The following is a 16,237-nucleotide window of genomic DNA, read 5'->3' as shown; positions in this document are numbered from 1 at the left end:
TTCGAGGGCGACGGGATCGACGCCACGGGTGACGACGAGGTAGTCACGCATGACGATGCCGTGCCGGTTCTCCTCGGCGGTCCACCGGCCGACCCAGGTGCCCCAGGCACCGTCCTGGGAGAAGTTCTCGGCGATCTCCCGGTGGTACGACGGCAGGTTGTCCTCGGTGAGGAGGTTGGTGATCATCGCGGCCTGTGCGACGTCGGAGAGCTTGGACTGCTCCGGGTCGTAGTCCTGGCCGCCGAGTGCGGCGAAGTTACGACCTTCGTCCCACGGCACGTAGTCGTGAGGGTGCCACTCCCGAGCCATGGACAGGTGACGGTTCACATTGTCCTCGGCAGTGGGCACCAGCTCTTGCAGAAGCTCGAGCTGTGTCAGATCCCTGGCCATCGACATGCCTCCTCGCGTTGACGTCGGCTCGCCAGCCTAGGGCGATCGATGCGTCGTGCGGGGTGCCTTGCCCGGATTCTGTTAGAGGTCGCAATCACCGGCGAGGCCGAGTGGTGCGATTTCACAGCTCACCGAGTGGCGAGATTCGATACGGGGGTTGAGAGAGTCGGTGAACGGAACACCCAGCCACGGAGAGCGAGGAATCGGGCGGCTCCGAAGATGCCACTCACGGCGATCACGACCAGAACCTGTACGTACGTCGGTGCCACCGGGAACAGGATGTGCATTGCGGCCAGTGAGGCGGTACTCAGACCCAGCCCGACCAGGGCCAGTCCTCCGGCTTCCCACTGAGTCTGGAACCAACCGACTCGACCGGTCGCATGGAAGGTGTGACGGCGGTGCAGTTCGTTGGCCAGGACGGTACTTGCGGCCACACCCGCGAGGTTGGCGGTGAACGATCCGAGGGAAGCGAGAGCTAAGAACAACAGGGCGTACACACCATTGCTCGACACCCCGACGATCACGAACCGCGTGAACTGAGCGAGCACCGACTCCCCCAGAATCCGCGACCTGATGCGGGGCGCACAGCCCGACGAACCGGACGCAGCTGGAGCTTTCAGGGAAATGCTCACGAGGACTCCAGTTGTAGAACCGGAAGCGTCGGTCGGCGCTTCGACTCGATACAACTCCGCACACCGACGAATCGGTCTCGGGCGTGACGGAAGTCTCAGGCTTTCGTGGAACTTTCTTCCCGGGCACGCTTCTTGCGGTCCAGGTCGATGTTGAGGCTGTCGGGCTTGATCGATGCGACGAACAACACCGCAACGAGCACGACCACTACGACGATGGTGACGACGACCACCGCGATGCCGAAAATTGCCAAGATACCGTTCATGTCCTGCCTCCCGTGTCAGGCAATACGGTACTTGTCGTAGACGGGCCGGTCGACGTCGCCCCTCGTGCGTCGCAGTTCAACTCACCAGGCGCGCTACGGCCCGCATCGGCAACGACAGCCAGGTGGGCCGATTGCGCGCCTCGTACAGAACTTCGTACACGGCCTTGTCCAGTTCGTATGCACGCAACAGGTCGGCCTCGTCACGGGGATCGTGCCCGGCCACCGAGGCGTATCCGTCGAAGAACGCCGAGATGCTCCGCGCCGCCCACTGCTCGGCCCGCTCACGCGCCGACTCGTCCTCGGGGCGGTCGACCAGCAGGTGATTGGCGGCGTAGTCGAACGAGCGCAGCATTCCTGCGACGTCGCGCAGCGCGCTGTCCATCTGCCTACGCTCGGCCAGGGTCTTGGCCGGCTCACCCTCGAAATCGATGAGCAGCCACCGTTCGGGAGTGCCCAGCACCTGACCCAGATGCAGGTCGCCGTGGATACGCTGCACCGTGGTGCTGTTCGACGCCTCCGCCCGCGAGATCAGCGCGGTCGCCGCCGGGATGTACTGTGCGATCTCCGGCACCACCCGTGCCACTCCCGAGATGCGGGCGAGGATCTCCTCGACGGCAGTGGATTCCACCGACCGCTCGGCGGTGCCCAACTCCGATGCCAAATCGTGGTGTACCTGCGCCACAGCTGCTCCGATTCGATGCGCGTCCGAGGCGAAATCGGCCGGCAGTTCTTCGATCGGTGTCTGCGGGGAATCGAACACCTCCTGCACGCTGGCCAGCGCCGCAGTCCAGCCTTCGGCGGAGTTCGCGGCGAAATCCTGGGCCATGCCGAGCGTCGTGGGTTCACCGCCGACTTCGGCTTCGAGCCAGCCGCGAAGCGGCGCGACGTTGACGCTCCCCGCCGCCGCCAACGCGCGATGCAGTTCCACATCGGGGCTGATTCCCGGCGGCACCTGACGAAACAGCTTGAGCAACAGCAGATCACCGAGAATCACCGAGGTGTTGGACTGCTCTGCCCCCAGAACCCGACCGCGCAGACCGCTCGGCACACTCGAACCGTCGACGATCTTGAATTCGATGCTGCCAGTGGCTTTCCCGGCGGCAAGCGCATCGCCGTACAGGGCGATGATCTCGGGGTCGCGTAAACCGTCGAACACGGCCACCTCGCCTGCGACGGGCAGGGTCCACGGTCGGAGATCGTCGGTCAGCTCGGTGCGGAACCCCAATGGCACCTGGTAGGTCTGCGTCACGGCGGTGCCGTCCTGCGTCAGCTGCACCTCCACCAGCAGATGCTCGGCCGCGAAATGCGGCTCGTCCAGGAGCACGTCGCGCGCGACGATGCGCACCGCTCCGACCGTCGAACCCTTTGCGCCGAACCACCGTTGACCTGGCAACCACGCCGCCAGAGCATCCTCGAGCTGGGGTTCGATCGTGCGTGCCACACTCGAGCTGGAACCGACCATGAGAATCTCTCGCCGCCTTCGGGGGAGTTTGCGGAGCTTGTGACCGTACTCAGCGAAACCTACCCACTCCCGGCGACGCTCACACACCGACCGCAAAGACACCCGAACGTTATGCAGGTCGTACGCCGGTGCACGGACATACTCGTAGAGTGGTCACATGTCCGCTCCACTGACCGCCCACATCGACGTACACCGTGCCGGTGATCGATCGAAAACCCGTGTGTCCTGGCTGGACTCGAAACATTCGTTCTCCTTCGGCCAGCACTACGACCCCGACAACACCCATCACGGACTGTTGCTGGTCAACAACGACGACATCGTCACCGCCGGTCAGGGTTTCGAGACACATCCGCATCGCGACATGGAGATCGTCACGTGGGTGATGCAGGGTTCACTGGTGCATCAGGATTCCATCGGACACTCCGGAATCATCCATCCCGGCCTCGCGCAACGGATGACCGCGGGCAAGGGCATCATGCACTCCGAGAAGAACGACTCCTGGAGCATCGACGGCAACAGGCACACCGAACCCGTTCGCTTCGTGCAGATGTGGGTGCTCCCGGACAGTCCCGGTGCCACACCCGGATACGAACAGCTCGAGATCGGCGACGAACTACTGCGCGGCGGGTTGGTCACCGTCGCGTCGGGAATGCACAAGCACCGTGATCGGGCAGCGATCACCATCGGCCAGAAGTCGGCTGCACTGCACGCGGCAAGGTTGTTGCCCGGAGCCTCGGTGACCGTGCCCGACGCCCCGTTCGTGCACCTGTTCGTCGCGCGCGGCACCGTCACGCTCGAGGGGGTGGGCGAGCTCTGGGAGGGTGATGCGGTCCGCATGAGTTCCACTGGCGGACAACGTGTTACCGCGACCGAATCGGCCGAGGTACTCATCTGGGAGATGCATTCGCGGCTCGGCGGGTGACTCACCCGTTCGATGACAAGTTGATCACGGGAGCACGTGGCTCCTGTGTGCACCGGGCCCACCCACATACACTCCGAGCGTTCACGATCGCCGATATCGGAGGTACTCAACGTGTCGAATCAGAATCCGCCGCCCGGAAACTATCCCCCGCCCGGAAACTACCCTTCACCCGGTGAGTACCCCCAGCAGGGCGGCTACCAACAACAGCCACCGGCACCGAAGAACACCGTCGGCACGGTGGCTCTGGTCCTGGCGATTCTGGGTGTGTTGTTCTCCTGGACCATCGTCGGCGGCATTCTTCTCGGCCTGATCGCCATCGTTCTCGGCTTCGTCGGACGTTCCAGGTACAAGAAGCGCACCGCCACCAACGGCACCGTGTCACTCATCGCGATCGTTCTGGGTTTCGTGGCCGCAGCGCTGTCGATCGTTCTCGTCGTCGTCGGGGTCGGCCTGTTCAACGCGGTCGGTGGACAGGACTTCACCGACTGCCTCAGCAACGCAGGCAGCGATACTGCCGCACAACAGCAATGCGCCGACGAATTCCAGCAGAACGTCGAGAACCAGTACGACGACTCCACACCGAACTGAGCCGCCGCGTCAGGCACTCAGGTCTCGGTGCCTGACGGAGACCGATCACGTCGGGGCGTCGAGCCCGCCACGACCACCTGGTTGCCGCCCTGCTGCTTGGCTTCGTACATCGCCGCGTCGGCTCGCCGCAACAGCAGCGTGGTGAGTTCCACGATGTCGAAGTCGATGTCCTCGGAAATCGGATACGTGCAGTGCGCGACGCCGATGCTCACCGTCAGGGGTGCAGGGTCCTCCGCGGAATGCGCGGCGCAGCGATACTTCTCGGCCAGTGCGAGGGCCTGATTCTCGGCCGATTTGGTCACCACGGCGAACTCTTCACCGCCCACCCGCGCAACCAGCACACCGTCCGTCGTCAACCGACGTGCGACGAGTTGCAGGGCCGCGTCCCCCTGGTGGTGACCGAATCTGTCGTTGATCGACTTGAATCGGTCCACGTCGACGACCATCACCGACACATCGTTCGCCCCCAGGAAATACACCGGCAGTGCCTCGTCGAGCCCGCGCCGGTTGCGCACTCGAGTGAGTGGATCGAAGTTGGCCGCCTGCGCCTGAACCTGCAGTTTGAGAAGCAGATACTGGAAGAACGTGGGGCCCATGAACGTGATGGGCAACAGCACCACCAGCTGCGCGACGGCCAATCCGGGATCGGTGTCGGGTGAGAGCAGGATCAGCACGAAGAAGAGCGTCACGGCCGACCCGGCCCACAGCAAGTGCAGCGCCATGACTTTCGGACTGTGGAAGAGCTGGACGTACACGCTGTTGGCTGCGAGCATCGCGAGGGCCAGGAAGGTGGTCTGGGGCGATCCGTAGGACAACAGAACCAGCGTCACTCCGACGTCCGAGTACACGGCGAACAACAGAGACACCCGCTTCGAAGGCCAGGGAGCTTTCAGCCAGGCGACACCGACCGCGAGCGTCGACACGATCGCAACCACGATGATCGACCGGCCGACAGTCGAGGCCGGCGGGGAATCGGTGAGCAACAACAGTGCGGCAGCGGCGAGTCCGTACGAGAACGTACTCAAGGATGCAGCGAGGCGATACGGAGCGAGCGCACCGTGCAGCCCGAGGTAGCTCACCACCGACTCGTAGCTGTGCGGCTGGTTCCACCATGTGCGCAGGAATGTCGAGTGCACGTAACCTCCATGCGCGTTCGGCTCAGAGATCACGGACCCGACAGGACGCCACCATGTCGGACCGGGCCGGACAAATCGGCCACACCCGATGCTATCGGACGCACATCACCCTCGGATGCCTCTTTGTCGGAACGCTGTGAAACCTCCCATACCGACGACGATGGCGATCACGACGAGCCATCCGATCGGCGCGAATTCGACTGCCGCTCCCGGCAATCGCGGCACATGAGTGAAGGGCGAGAGGTCGAGCCACGGCTGAGGCAGGCCCACGACCGACCCGACCTGGCCGACGGCGACGAAGCCGCCCAGAACGGCCCACAGGACGGTCGCGAATCGGGGGACAGCGCCGAACAGGGCAAGGCCGATGGCCGTCACCACCCATACGGCCGGGAGCTGACCCAGTGCGCCGCCGACGCCGGACGGCAGTTCGCCCGAGACACCGCCGGTCGCCGACCCGTACGTCAGCCCGATGGTGAGGCCGACGACCAGCAGCAGCCACGCCGGGCCGAGAACGGCCAGGAGTAGGTGCCCTGCCAGCCAGCGGATCCGCGAGACGCCGGTGGCGAGAACGATCTCGGCCAGACCTGCCTCTTCCTCGGCGTGGAGCCGCAGCAGGGCCGACACCGAGTAGGCCGCCACCATGATGCCGACGATGCTCAGCACGGCCGCAACGAACGATTGTTCGAGTGTGGTGCCGCCGAATTTTCCGAGCGCGTCGCTGATAGCAGTACTGCTGCCGAGCTGGTCGTCGATCCCGTCCGTGGACGCTCCGACGACAGTGCCGAACAGGGCGAGCCCGACGGTCCAGACGACGATGGTTCCGCGAGAGAGTCGCCAGGCGAGAGCGACGGGACCGGACAGTGACGGAGCGGCGGCCACCCGCCCGCGGCGCTCGGCCCGCAGCCCACTGCCGAGATCGCGTCGACTCGCTGCCACGAATGCCGTGGCACAGAATGCGGCTGCCGCCGCCGGCGACAGCAACAGCGGCCACCACCTCTCGTCGGCGAACGGCCGCACCTGCGCCGACCACCCGATCGGCGAGAACCACGACAGGGTTCCCGAGCCGATGTCGCCGACAGCTCTGAGAACGAACGCTGCGGCCAGCACGCCGAGGGCGTAACCGCGAGCCACCCGAGCTCCCGACGCCACCTGCGCCGACACTGCCGCACAGCCGACGAAGACGATCCCCACCACAGCGACCGACGCCCCGTACGCGACGCTCCCGGCCACCGGCAGGCCGAACGCCCACAGCGAGAGAGACGACAACATTCCCGTCGCCGCCACCGCGCCGCCCGCCAACGCGATCGCCGCGGCCAACCCGGCGTAGCGTCCCACCGCCGTCGATCCGATCAGCTCGGTTCGACCCGCATCCTCCTCACCTCGGGTGTGACGGACCACAGTGAGGATCGCCGCCAGCGGAACCAGCGCCAGCACCAACCCCGAACGCCAGGACACCAGAGCTCCCAGGTCACTACCGAAGATCGGGCCGACGAGCGCTGCCTGCGCGGGCGCCGACAGAGTCCCGAGGTAGAACGCCTGACGATCCGCCGCCGTCGGATACAGGCCCTCGAAGCTGACCGCGTACAGCAGCGGCAACGCCCCGAGCAGAACGATCCACACCGGTGCCACCAGACGATCGCGACGCAGATACAACCGCAGCAACGCGCCGGTTCCTGTCAGAGCCTTCATGCGTAGTACCTCAGGAACAGTTCTTCGAGTGTCGGAGCGGAGCTGACCAGGCTGCGGACTCCGGCGTCGGCCAGCACGTGCATCGTCGCCGCAAGGGCTTCGTTCTCCACCGTGCAGGTGACGGAGGATCCCGCGACTCGGACGTCGGACACCCCCGCGAGCGTGGTCAAAGCGTCGGGCATGCGCTCGAGATCGGCGGTGACCGTCGTACGAGACAGGTGTCGCATCGACGCCAGAGTCCCGGTATCGACCGTCCGCCCGTCCTTGACGATCGTCACCGAACTGCACAGTGCATCCACCTCGGACAGGATGTGCGAGGACAACAGCACCGTGACTCCGCGTCGGGCAGCATCTTTCACACAGTCGCCGAAGTGCTGCTCCATCAGCGGATCGAGTCCCGAGGTGGGTTCGTCGAGGACGAGCAACTCCACGTTCGACGCCAGAGCCGAGATCAGCGCCACCTTCTGGCGATTGCCCTTGGAGTAGGTGCGGGTGCGCTTGCCCGGGTCGAGGGAGAACCTCTCGATCAGCTCGGCGCGGCGAGCAGAGTCGATACCTCCTCGCATTCGGCCGAGCAGGTCGATCACCTCACCGCCGGTGAGCGACGGCCACAGCGTCACGTCACCCGGCACATAGGCCAGGCGTCGATGCAGCGCTACGGTGTCGGTCCAGGGGTCGCTGCCGAGCAGCCGCACATCGCCTTTCGTCGCGCGGATCAGACCCAGCAGGATGCGGATCGTCGTGGATTTGCCGGCTCCGTTGGGACCGAGGAAGCCGTGCACCTCACCGGTCGGTACGTGCAGCGACAGTCCGTCGAGCGCCCGAACCGAGCCGAACGTCTTCACCAGACCGTCCACTGCGATTGCGTCGGTCATTCTTTGGCCTCCAGATACGTGTCCAAAACTTGGGAATCGGTGAACAGTCCGTCGGTGTAGAGCTCGAGCGCAGGCAACATGACCTCTGTGCCGAGGGCGCTCAGGGCCTCGCGGAAATCGACGTCGGGGCCGGCCATCTGCACGTACAGCAGCAATCCGCCGACGTTCTGTCGCGTCAGAAATCGGGCGCGTGCCGCGGGGTCTCGACTGGGGGTGAATCGGCCGTCGCGGACCCCGTCGTCGATGTAGCGGACGGCGTCGTCGACCATGTGCTCGAACAACTCTCGCGCCAACGCGCCGCCCACGGAGAAGCTGCGCACGATGTACGCGACGAGCGGCGCGTACTCGTCGATTCGAGCCAGCTGTTCCATCATGCCGGCGGGGGCAGCCGAGGCAGTCTTCGATTCGCGGATCACTCGCAGAACATGCTCGTCGCACGCTGCGCGCAGCCCGTCCTTGGACCCGAAGTGATGATTGAGCAGCCCGGGAGAGACGCCTGCCGCGGTGGCGATCGACCGAACCCCTGCGGTGAAGCCCTGCGAGCCGAAGACGTCGATCGCGGTGTCGCGAATTCGTGCCCTGGTGGTGAGATCCTCCGTTGCTGAACGCATGTACAGCACATTAAACACCCGTTCAATCGAGCGCAAGAGTGTAAAGATGGACGCATGACTTCAGTAGTGAACTCGGGCATCGATCTCAGCTACCAGGACGAGAACACACGCGCACAGGACGACCTGTTCGTGCACGTCAACGGCAAATGGCTCGAGGAATACGACATCCCGGCCGACCGCGCAGTCGACGGAGCATTCCGCACGCTGTACGACCGCGCCGAGGTCGACGTACAGACCATCATCGAAGAATCCGCCGCCGCGAACCCGCCCGCGGGCAGCGACGCGCAGAAGATCGGCGACCTGTTCTCGAGCTTCATGGACGCCGACCGTGCCGAGCAACTCGGCGTCACCCCGATCGCCGACGAGCTCACCGCCATCTCCGACGCCACCGACCTCGTCACCCTCGCAGGCGTTCTCGGCTCCCTGCAACGCACGGGCGTCGGCGGTGCAATCGGCCACTACGTCGACACGGACGCCAAGCAGTCCGATCGCTACCTGGTCCACTTCAGCCAATCCGGCATCGGCCTGCCGGACGAGTCGTACTACCGCCAGGACGAGTACGCCGAGATCCGTACGAGCTACCTCGAGCACATCTCGAAGATGTTCGCGCTCAGCGGCATCGAGTACGACGCGCAGACGGTGTTCGACCTCGAGCAGAAGATCGCCGCCGGCCACTGGGACGTCGTGGCCAGGCGTGACGCCGAGAAGAGCTACAACCTGGTCGATTTCGACACCCTGGTTCAGAATGGTGCCGGTTTCAATTGGGCTGCATGGATTTCCGGGCTCGGTGCCACTACCGAGCAGTTCGCCGAGATCGTCGTGCGGCAGCCACCGTTCCTCAGCACCTTCGTCTCGCTGTGGACTTCCGAGGACATCGAGGCATGGAAGGCGTGGCTGGCCTGGCGCGTCGTGCATTCGCGTGCGCCGTTTCTGACGAGCGCGATCGTGGACGAGAACTTCGCGTTCTACGGAACGACGCTGACCGGTACCGAGGAGAATCGCGAGCGGTGGAAGCGCGGAGTCTCCCTGGTTCAGGACGTGCTCGGGGAGGCCGTCGGCAAGCTCTACGTCGAACGCCACTTCCCGGCCGACTCCAAGGCCAGGATGCAGGTGCTCGTCGAGAACCTCACCGAGGCGTATCGACGCAACATCTCCGAGCTCGAATGGATGAGCCCGGAGACGCGTGAGAAGGCCTTGGACAAGCTGGGCAAGTTCACCCCCAAGATCGGCTACCCCGATCGGTGGCGCGATTACTCGAGCGTCGAGATCAGCGCCGACGATCTGCTCGGCAACTACCGTCGCGGCTACACCGCGGACTACCAGCGCGACCTCGACAAGCTCGGCGGACCCGTCGACCGTGACGAGTGGTTCATGACGCCGCAGACCGTCAACGCGTACTACAACCCCGGCATGAACGAGATCGTCTTTCCCGCAGCCATTCTGCAGCCACCGTTCTTCGACCCCGAGGCCGACGACGCGGCCAACTACGGCGGTATCGGAGCCGTCATCGGTCACGAGATCGGCCACGGATTCGACGATCAAGGCGCCAAGTACGACGGTGACGGCAACATGGTGGACTGGTGGACCGACAGCGACCGCACCGAATTCGGCAAGCGCACCACGGCCCTGATCGAGCAGTACAACGAATTCGAACCCAAGGCACTGCCCGGCCACAAGGTCAACGGCGAGTTCACCATCGGCGAGAACATCGGTGATCTGGGTGGTCTGTCGATCGCGGTTGCCGCCTACGAGATCTCGCTCGAAGGCAAGGACGCGCCGGTGCTCGACGGTCTGACCGGCCTGCAGCGTGTGTTCTTCGGGTGGTCACAGGTGTGGCGCACCAAGGCACGCGATGCCGAGGCAATCCGTAGACTCGCCGTCGATCCGCACTCGCCGCCGGAGTTCCGCTGCAACGGCGTCGTGCGAAATCTCGACAGTTTTCACGAAGCATTCGACGTACGGCCCGGAGATGCGCTGTACTTGGACCCGGGGAAGCGCGTCAAGATCTGGTAGCAACAGGCTGGTACACAACGGGGAGGGGACATCGGATGAAGGAATTCGCACGCTGGCTGGCCGCGCACGGGGTGGTGCGCTTCGCGGCCAAACGGGGGGCGGCCGCAGGTGATCGGCAAGCGATGCTGCTGGTCGATCCGGCGACCCGGGCCGATCCGACACCCGTCTACGAGGAGTTGCGCGCCACCGCGCCGCTGGTGAAGACACGGATCTCGAACATCACCGTGCACCACCGGGTGGCGTTCGACCTGTTGCGCTCGGACGATTTCCGCGTCACCCAGCTGGGCGCAACCCTCCCCGGGCCGCTGCGCTGGATCGAGGCGCACACCCGGTCCGGTGCACTGCACCCGATTCTGCCGCCCTCGCTGCTCTCGGTCGAGCCACCCGACCACACGAGGTACCGCAAGCTGGTGTCCTCGGTCTTCACCGCCCGCGCGGTGAAGAAGATGCGCGATCAGGTGCAGGAAACGGCCGATGCTCTGCTCGACGAGCTGTCCGACGGTTCTCCGGTCGTCGACATCGTCGATCGCTACTGTGCGCGTCTACCGGTCGCGGTCATCGGGCGCATCCTCGGAGTGCCGGTGGAGGACAATCAGCGAGTCCTCGAGTTCGGCGAGATGGCCGCACCCAGCCTCGACATCGGATTGTCGTGGTCTCAGTTCAAGCAGGTCGAACGCGGTCTGATCGGATTCGACGCCTGGCTGTCGCAACACATCGCCGGATTGCGTCGCAATCCCGGTGACGATCTGATGAGTCAGCTGATCGCCGCGGAGGACGAGGGCGTCGGCCTCAACGACGAGGAGCTCAGGGCCACCGCAGGTCTGGTGTTGGCTGCGGGGTTCGAGACGACGGTCAATCTGCTCGGCAGTGGGATCCGACTGCTGCTGGATCACCCCGACCAACTGGCTGTGCTGCAACAGGATCCGTCACACTGGCCCACTGCTGTCGACGAGATGCTGCGGATGGAGTCTCCCGTACAGCTCACGGCCCGCATGGCCAAGCGCGACGTGGAGGTCGAGGGAGTGACGGTGCACGCGGGCAAGCTCGTCGTGCTGGTGCTGGCCGGTGCCAATCGGGATCCGCTGGTGTTCGAGGACCCCAATCGCTTCGACGTCACTCGCGCCAATGCCGGTAAGCACCTGTCGTTCTCGGGCGGGCGGCACTACTGCCTCGGCGCTGCACTGGCCAAGGCCGAATCGGAAGTGGGCCTCAAGACCCTGTTCGACCGGTACCCTCACCTGCGGTCGGCAGGCGAGGGAACCCGTCGCAACACCCGTGTCCTGCACGGATGGGCCACGCTCCCGGTGAATCTCGGCGAGCCTGCTACGACAACCGCAGGCCTGTAACGGAATCGAAGAAGAACAGCTCGTCCAGCTTGGGTACCAGCCGAACGGTTTCGGCCAGTGCGATGGACAGCTTGCGATCGACTCGGACCGACATCCTCCCGGATGCGGTGGTCCACCCATCGATCGTGGCGGGTGCGGAGGCGTAGACGAACGACTCCGCACCCAGTTCCTCGATCAGCTCGACGGTCAGTTGCAGGCCGCCGGCACTGTCGCCGACCAGATCCCACGATTCCGGTCGCACGCCGACGACGACCCGCTCGCCCGCCGAGGACGGGACGGGAATGCGCAACTCACCGAGTACGGCCGCGCCGTCGCGCACGGGGGCGTCGACCAGATTCATCCCGGGTGACCCGATGAATCCGGCGACGAACGTGTTGACGGGATTGTCGTACAGCTCCCGCGGCGCAGCGATCTGCTGCAACTTGCCGTCCAGCAACACGGCGACGCGATCTCCCATGGTCATGGCCTCGACCTGATCGTGGGTGACGTAGACCGTCGTGGTGCCCAATCGTCGCTGCAGACCGGCGATCTGAGCCCTGGTCGACACCCGCAGTTTGGCGTCGAGGTTGGACAACGGTTCGTCCATGCAGAACACCTTGGGTTGACGCACGATGGCGCGCCCCATGGCCACTCGCTGTCGCTGTCCGCCCGAGAGCTTACCGGGCTTGCGGTTCAGCAACGGCTCGAGCTCGAGCATCTTCGCGGCGTCGAGTACTCGTGCTGCGGTGTCGGACTTGCTCATTCCGGCATTGCGCAGCGCGAAGCCCATGTTGTCGCCGACGGTCATGTTGGGGTACAGCGCGTAGTTCTGGAACACCATCGCGACATCCCTGGCCCGCGGGGCCAATGACGTGACGTCCACTCCGCCGATGTCGATGTGACCGCTTTCGACGGACTCGAGACCGGCGAGCATTCGCAGACTCGTCGACTTCCCACACCCCGAAGGTCCGACGAGAACGATGAATTCACCGTCCGCGATGTCGAGTTCGAGGTTGTCGACAGCGAGCGAATCGGCACCCGGGTACCGGTGCGAAACACCGGCGTAGTGAACGGCGGCCATTACTTCGGCAGCTTCGGGGTGATCTGGCGGTCGATGATCTGCTGCAACTGATCCGAGACGGATGCGAATGTCGTTGCGACATCGGCATTCTGCAACGCGATCTGCTCGAGTCCACTACCGATGATCTTGTCGCCGCCCGGGACGAACACGCGGGCGTAATCCTGGGAACGCGTCAGCGCCAACTGGTCCACGGCCGTCTTCGCGTTGGGGTTCGCCTCGAGGAATGCGATCTCCGACGGGTCCTGCTGCGCAGACTTGCGGACCGGCATGTAGCCGGTGTTCTGGGAGAAGTACGCGGTGTTGGCACCGTTGGTGACGAAATCGATGAATTTGAGCGCGTTGACCTTTCGCTCGTCCGAGATCTTCGCCGGAATGGCCAGACCGGCTCCGCCGGTGGGGCAACCTGGGGTCCCCTCGGTGGCAGGCAGGAACGCGGTACCGAACTCGAACGCCGCCCCGCCCTTGATGGTGGACAGGTCGCCGGTGGAGGCGATGGTGGACGCGATGATGCCGGCGGCGAAGTCGTTGGCGATGTCGTTGGAGACCGCGGCGTACTTCTTGGTGTGGATCATGTCCTGCAGGAACTTGCCTGCCGCAATGGTATTGGGGTCGTCGAACTTGAGCTCGAACTGATCGGAGTAGGATCCCCCGAACGTCCAGATGGGTCCCTCGAACGTCCACCCGAGGTAGTCGACGGCATTACCCCAACCGTGAGCGAGCTTGCCGTTTCCGACGACGGCCTGGATGCGCGGGCCCCATTCGTCGAACTCCTGCCAGGTTGCCGGCCCGCGATCGGGCAGTCCGGCCTGCTGCCAGACGGCCTTGTTGTAGTAGAACAGCGGCGTCGAGCGCGCGTACGGCAATGCCCAGTGGCTGCCGTTCCAGTTGTAGTCTGCCAGCAGCGAATCCACGTAGTCGGACTGGTCGACGCCTGCCGCGGAGAAGTGCTTGTCGAGCGGCTCGATCGCACCGGTGAGGGCGTAGTTGAACCACCAGACGTCCGAGAGCACGACGACGTCGGGCACATCGTTGCCGGACAGCGCCGCGTTGAACTTCTGCGACACCTCCTCGTAGTTCTTGCCACCGTCGATGAGATTGACCGTCAAGCCGGGGTTCTCGGCCTGGAAGCGCGAGATCAGTTCCTTCTCGAACTCCTGGGACTTGCCGGGGTGGTTCGACCAGAAGTTGATGGTGTTCGCGTCGCCTTCGACAGCCTCGCCGCCCGACCCACCCGATCCGGGGCCGCTGCACGCAGCGAGGGCTGCGGCGGCCGCGGCCGCACCGGTGAGCGTGAGGAAGCCACGCCGATTGATGATGTGTGCCATGGTGTTCGACTCCTGATAGTGAGGTGAATCAGCCCTTGACCGCACCGGAGGTGAGGCCCTTGATCATGTGGCGTTGCAGGACGAGAAAGACGAGAAGGATCGGCAGAATGGTCAGCACCGTCGCGGCCATCACCGCCCCCCAGTTGGTGTAGCCCTCGCTGTTCTGGAGCAGCGTCAACCCGACCGGAAGCGGTGCGACGGACGAGTCGTCGGACATCAGGAACGGCCAGAGGTACTCGTTCCATTCGGTGACGATCGTGATGATGGCGAAGGCGACCATGGTCGGGCCGGACAGCGGCAGGATCACCCGGAACATCAGCCGTACCGGTCCGGCACCGTCCATCCGCGCGGCCTCGATGATCTCCGGTGGCAGCGACAGGAAGTGGTTGCGCATCAGGAACGTACCGAAGGCGACCCCCGCCAGCGGAATTATGATGCCCTGGAACGAGTTCCGCCACCCCAACTCGGAAATGAGCGAGTAGTTGGAGATGACGGTGATCTGATTGGGCACCATGAGGGCGGCGATGATGACGAGAAAGACGACGTTCTTGCCCGGGAAGCGCAGGAACACCAGTCCGTAGGCACTGAGAACCCCGAGGACGAACTTGATGGACGACACGGCCGTGGTGATGATGATGGAGTTGCGCAGATACGTGAAGAACGGCACCTCCGTCGTCGCCTCGTCGTAGTTCTGTGGATGGAACACGCTGGGCCACCACGTGACCGGCTGAACGTAGATGTCGGGTCGATCCTTGAAGGAGGTGATCAGGATCCAGAACAGTGGCAGACCGATCATCAGCAGGACGGCGACCATGGCCGCGTATCCGAGGATGTTGGCGCTGCGTCGCGCACGTTGCTGGTCGCGCGGCCCTGGCACCTTTTCCGGCATTGCCGTCCGAGGCCTGTTCGTCACTGTCATCGTTGATCGTCTCGATCCATGATTCGTACCTGTACGAGGGTGACGATCAGCAGGACGAGGAACAGGATCGTCGCGACCGTGGCACCGTAGCCGGCCCGGAAGTTGCGGAACGTCTCCTCGTAGACCTGGTAGACCATCGTGGTGGTGCCGGTGCCCAGCGGGCCACCGCGCGTCATGACGTTGATGATGTCGAAGACCTGGAGCGAGTTGAGCAGCACCGTGATCGACAGAAAGAACGTCGTCGGGCGCAGTTGCGGCAGAAGCACTTTGCGGAACGTGGTCCAGCGGCTCGCCTGATCGATCTCGGCCGCTTCCATCAGTTCCTTGCGCACACCCTGCAGAGCCGCGAGGTAGATGACGAAGGTGTAGCCCAGGTTCTTCCACAGGTACGTCACGGTGATCATGACCATCGCCCACTTCGGGTCCTGATAGAAGTCCGGGACGGTACCGAGGCCGAAGCGTCGCATCAGATCCTGGACGAGCCCGAAGTTGGGGTCGAAGACGAACTGGAATGCGATACCGATCGCTGCACCCGAGATGACGTACGGAGCGAACACGGCGGAGCGAACGAAGTTGCGGCCCCTGAGCTTTCGATCGAGCAGCAGCGCCAGCACCAGACCGAGAACCAGTGAGCCCACCACCGCGGCGACCGTGAACACGACGGTGTTGCCGACGATCTGCCAGGTGTCCTCGCGGGAGGCCCACTCGCGGTAGTTGTCGAATCCGACGAACGTGGACGTGGGCGAGGACAGGTTCCAGTCGAAGAACGAGAACTGGAAGTTCTCCACCAGCGGCCGATACGTGAACACGCCCAGCAGAACCAGATTGGGGCCCACGAGAATCAGGAACAGTGCGTAATCGGTCCACGGCCGGGAGAAGAATCGCTTCTCGCGTGCCGTGGGCAGCACTCGTTCGGTTGTTGCACTCACCGCGAGGACTGTGCTCAGCCTCGGCTAACGAATGGTGAACTCAGCCCCAACGCTCACCGTCGTACAGACCAAATGCT

At 64.4% G+C, this 16,237-nt stretch carries 16 protein-coding genes; 4 read left to right on the top strand and 12 right to left on the bottom strand.

Features of this window, described 5'->3' with window-relative positions:
• The 4 genes from CH273_RS17670 to CH273_RS17660 form a co-directional block, all read right to left on the bottom strand.
• A partial coding sequence (locus tag CH273_RS17670; RefSeq protein WP_179275499.1) for an acyl-ACP desaturase occupies positions 1-390 on the bottom strand: 390 nt, incomplete at its 3' end.
• 128 nt (positions 391-518) lie between these two features.
• Positions 519-1,022 (bottom strand): GtrA family protein, encoded by a 504-nt coding sequence (locus CH273_RS17665; RefSeq protein ID WP_143546251.1) that lies wholly within the window; start codon positions 1,020-1,022, stop codon positions 519-521.
• Positions 1,023-1,117: 95 nt separating this feature from the next.
• The gene (locus tag CH273_RS27775) at positions 1,118-1,285 is read right to left on the bottom strand and encodes a hypothetical protein (RefSeq protein WP_176459207.1); all 168 of its coding nucleotides are present in this window, start codon (positions 1,283-1,285) and stop codon (positions 1,118-1,120) included.
• A gap of 76 nt (positions 1,286-1,361) precedes the next feature.
• Positions 1,362-2,747: a maltokinase N-terminal cap-like domain-containing protein gene (locus CH273_RS17660; RefSeq protein WP_052049892.1), complete on the bottom strand. Its 1,386-nt coding sequence runs from the start codon at positions 2,745-2,747 to the stop codon at positions 1,362-1,364.
• Between the two features lie 157 nt (positions 2,748-2,904).
• Here CH273_RS17660 and CH273_RS17655 point away from each other — a divergent pair, with 157 nt between their 5' ends.
• Positions 2,905-3,669 carry a pirin family protein gene (locus CH273_RS17655; RefSeq protein WP_032396735.1) on the top strand — a complete coding sequence of 255 codons (765 nt, stop codon included), beginning with the start codon at positions 2,905-2,907 and terminating at the stop codon, positions 3,667-3,669.
• 111 nt (positions 3,670-3,780) lie between these two features.
• A complete protein-coding gene (locus CH273_RS17650) occupies positions 3,781-4,257 on the top strand; it encodes a DUF4190 domain-containing protein (protein ID WP_230596931.1) in 477 nt (158 codons plus the stop codon).
• A gap of 17 nt (positions 4,258-4,274) precedes the next feature.
• Here CH273_RS17650 and CH273_RS17645 read toward each other — a convergent pair whose 3' ends face one another.
• The 4 genes from CH273_RS17645 to CH273_RS17630 all read right to left on the bottom strand — a co-directional run bounded on the left by CH273_RS17645 (position 4,275) and on the right by CH273_RS17630 (position 8,568).
• Positions 4,275-5,393 (bottom strand): GGDEF domain-containing protein, encoded by a 1,119-nt coding sequence (locus tag CH273_RS17645; RefSeq protein WP_052049894.1) that lies wholly within the window; start codon positions 5,391-5,393, stop codon positions 4,275-4,277.
• Positions 5,394-5,498: 105 nt separating this feature from the next.
• Complete coding sequence (locus CH273_RS17640) at positions 5,499-7,082, bottom strand: ABC transporter permease (RefSeq protein ID WP_230596934.1); 1,584 nt, start codon at positions 7,080-7,082, stop codon at positions 5,499-5,501.
• Positions 7,079-7,957: an ABC transporter ATP-binding protein gene (locus CH273_RS17635; RefSeq protein WP_032396736.1), complete on the bottom strand. Its 879-nt coding sequence runs from the start codon at positions 7,955-7,957 to the stop codon at positions 7,079-7,081. Before CH273_RS17635 ends, CH273_RS17640 begins: the two co-directional genes overlap by 4 nt.
• Entirely contained in the window at positions 7,954-8,568 is a 615-nt protein-coding gene (locus CH273_RS17630; protein ID WP_032397276.1) for a TetR/AcrR family transcriptional regulator, read from the bottom strand. Before CH273_RS17630 ends, CH273_RS17635 begins: the two co-directional genes overlap by 4 nt.
• 54 nt (positions 8,569-8,622) lie before the next feature.
• Here CH273_RS17630 and CH273_RS17625 point away from each other — a divergent pair, with 54 nt between their 5' ends.
• Both CH273_RS17625 and CH273_RS17620 read left to right on the top strand, forming a co-directional pair.
• Complete coding sequence (locus CH273_RS17625; protein ID WP_032396737.1) at positions 8,623-10,581, top strand: M13 family metallopeptidase; 1,959 nt, start codon at positions 8,623-8,625, stop codon at positions 10,579-10,581.
• 35 nt (positions 10,582-10,616) lie between these two features.
• Complete coding sequence (locus tag CH273_RS17620) at positions 10,617-11,927, top strand: cytochrome P450 (RefSeq protein ID WP_032396738.1); 1,311 nt, start codon at positions 10,617-10,619, stop codon at positions 11,925-11,927.
• Here CH273_RS17620 and CH273_RS17615 read toward each other — a convergent pair.
• The 4 genes from CH273_RS17615 to CH273_RS17600 are packed head-to-tail and all read right to left on the bottom strand — an operon-like array spanning position 11,905 to position 16,160.
• A complete protein-coding gene (locus CH273_RS17615; RefSeq protein WP_032396739.1) occupies positions 11,905-12,987 on the bottom strand; it encodes an ABC transporter ATP-binding protein in 1,083 nt (360 codons plus the stop codon). The genes CH273_RS17620 and CH273_RS17615 overlap by 23 nt on opposite strands.
• A complete protein-coding gene (locus CH273_RS17610) occupies positions 12,987-14,312 on the bottom strand; it encodes an ABC transporter substrate-binding protein (protein WP_032396740.1) in 1,326 nt (441 codons plus the stop codon). Before CH273_RS17610 ends, CH273_RS17615 begins: the two co-directional genes overlap by 1 nt.
• A gap of 28 nt (positions 14,313-14,340) precedes the next feature.
• Positions 14,341-15,201: a carbohydrate ABC transporter permease gene (locus tag CH273_RS17605; protein ID WP_176459218.1), complete on the bottom strand. Its 861-nt coding sequence runs from the start codon at positions 15,199-15,201 to the stop codon at positions 14,341-14,343.
• Positions 15,202-15,227: 26 nt separating this feature from the next.
• Complete coding sequence (locus tag CH273_RS17600) at positions 15,228-16,160, bottom strand: carbohydrate ABC transporter permease (RefSeq protein WP_176459206.1); 933 nt, start codon at positions 16,158-16,160, stop codon at positions 15,228-15,230.
• Positions 16,161-16,237: the final 77 nt, after the last annotated feature.

It is taken from the genome of Rhodococcus sp. 05-339-2 (assembly GCF_002258965.1).
Taxonomy (GTDB): Bacteria; Actinomycetota; Actinomycetes; order Mycobacteriales; family Mycobacteriaceae; genus Rhodococcoides.
The sequence above is the reverse complement of the archived record's forward strand: the minus strand, read 5'-3'. Positions and strand labels throughout refer to the sequence as shown.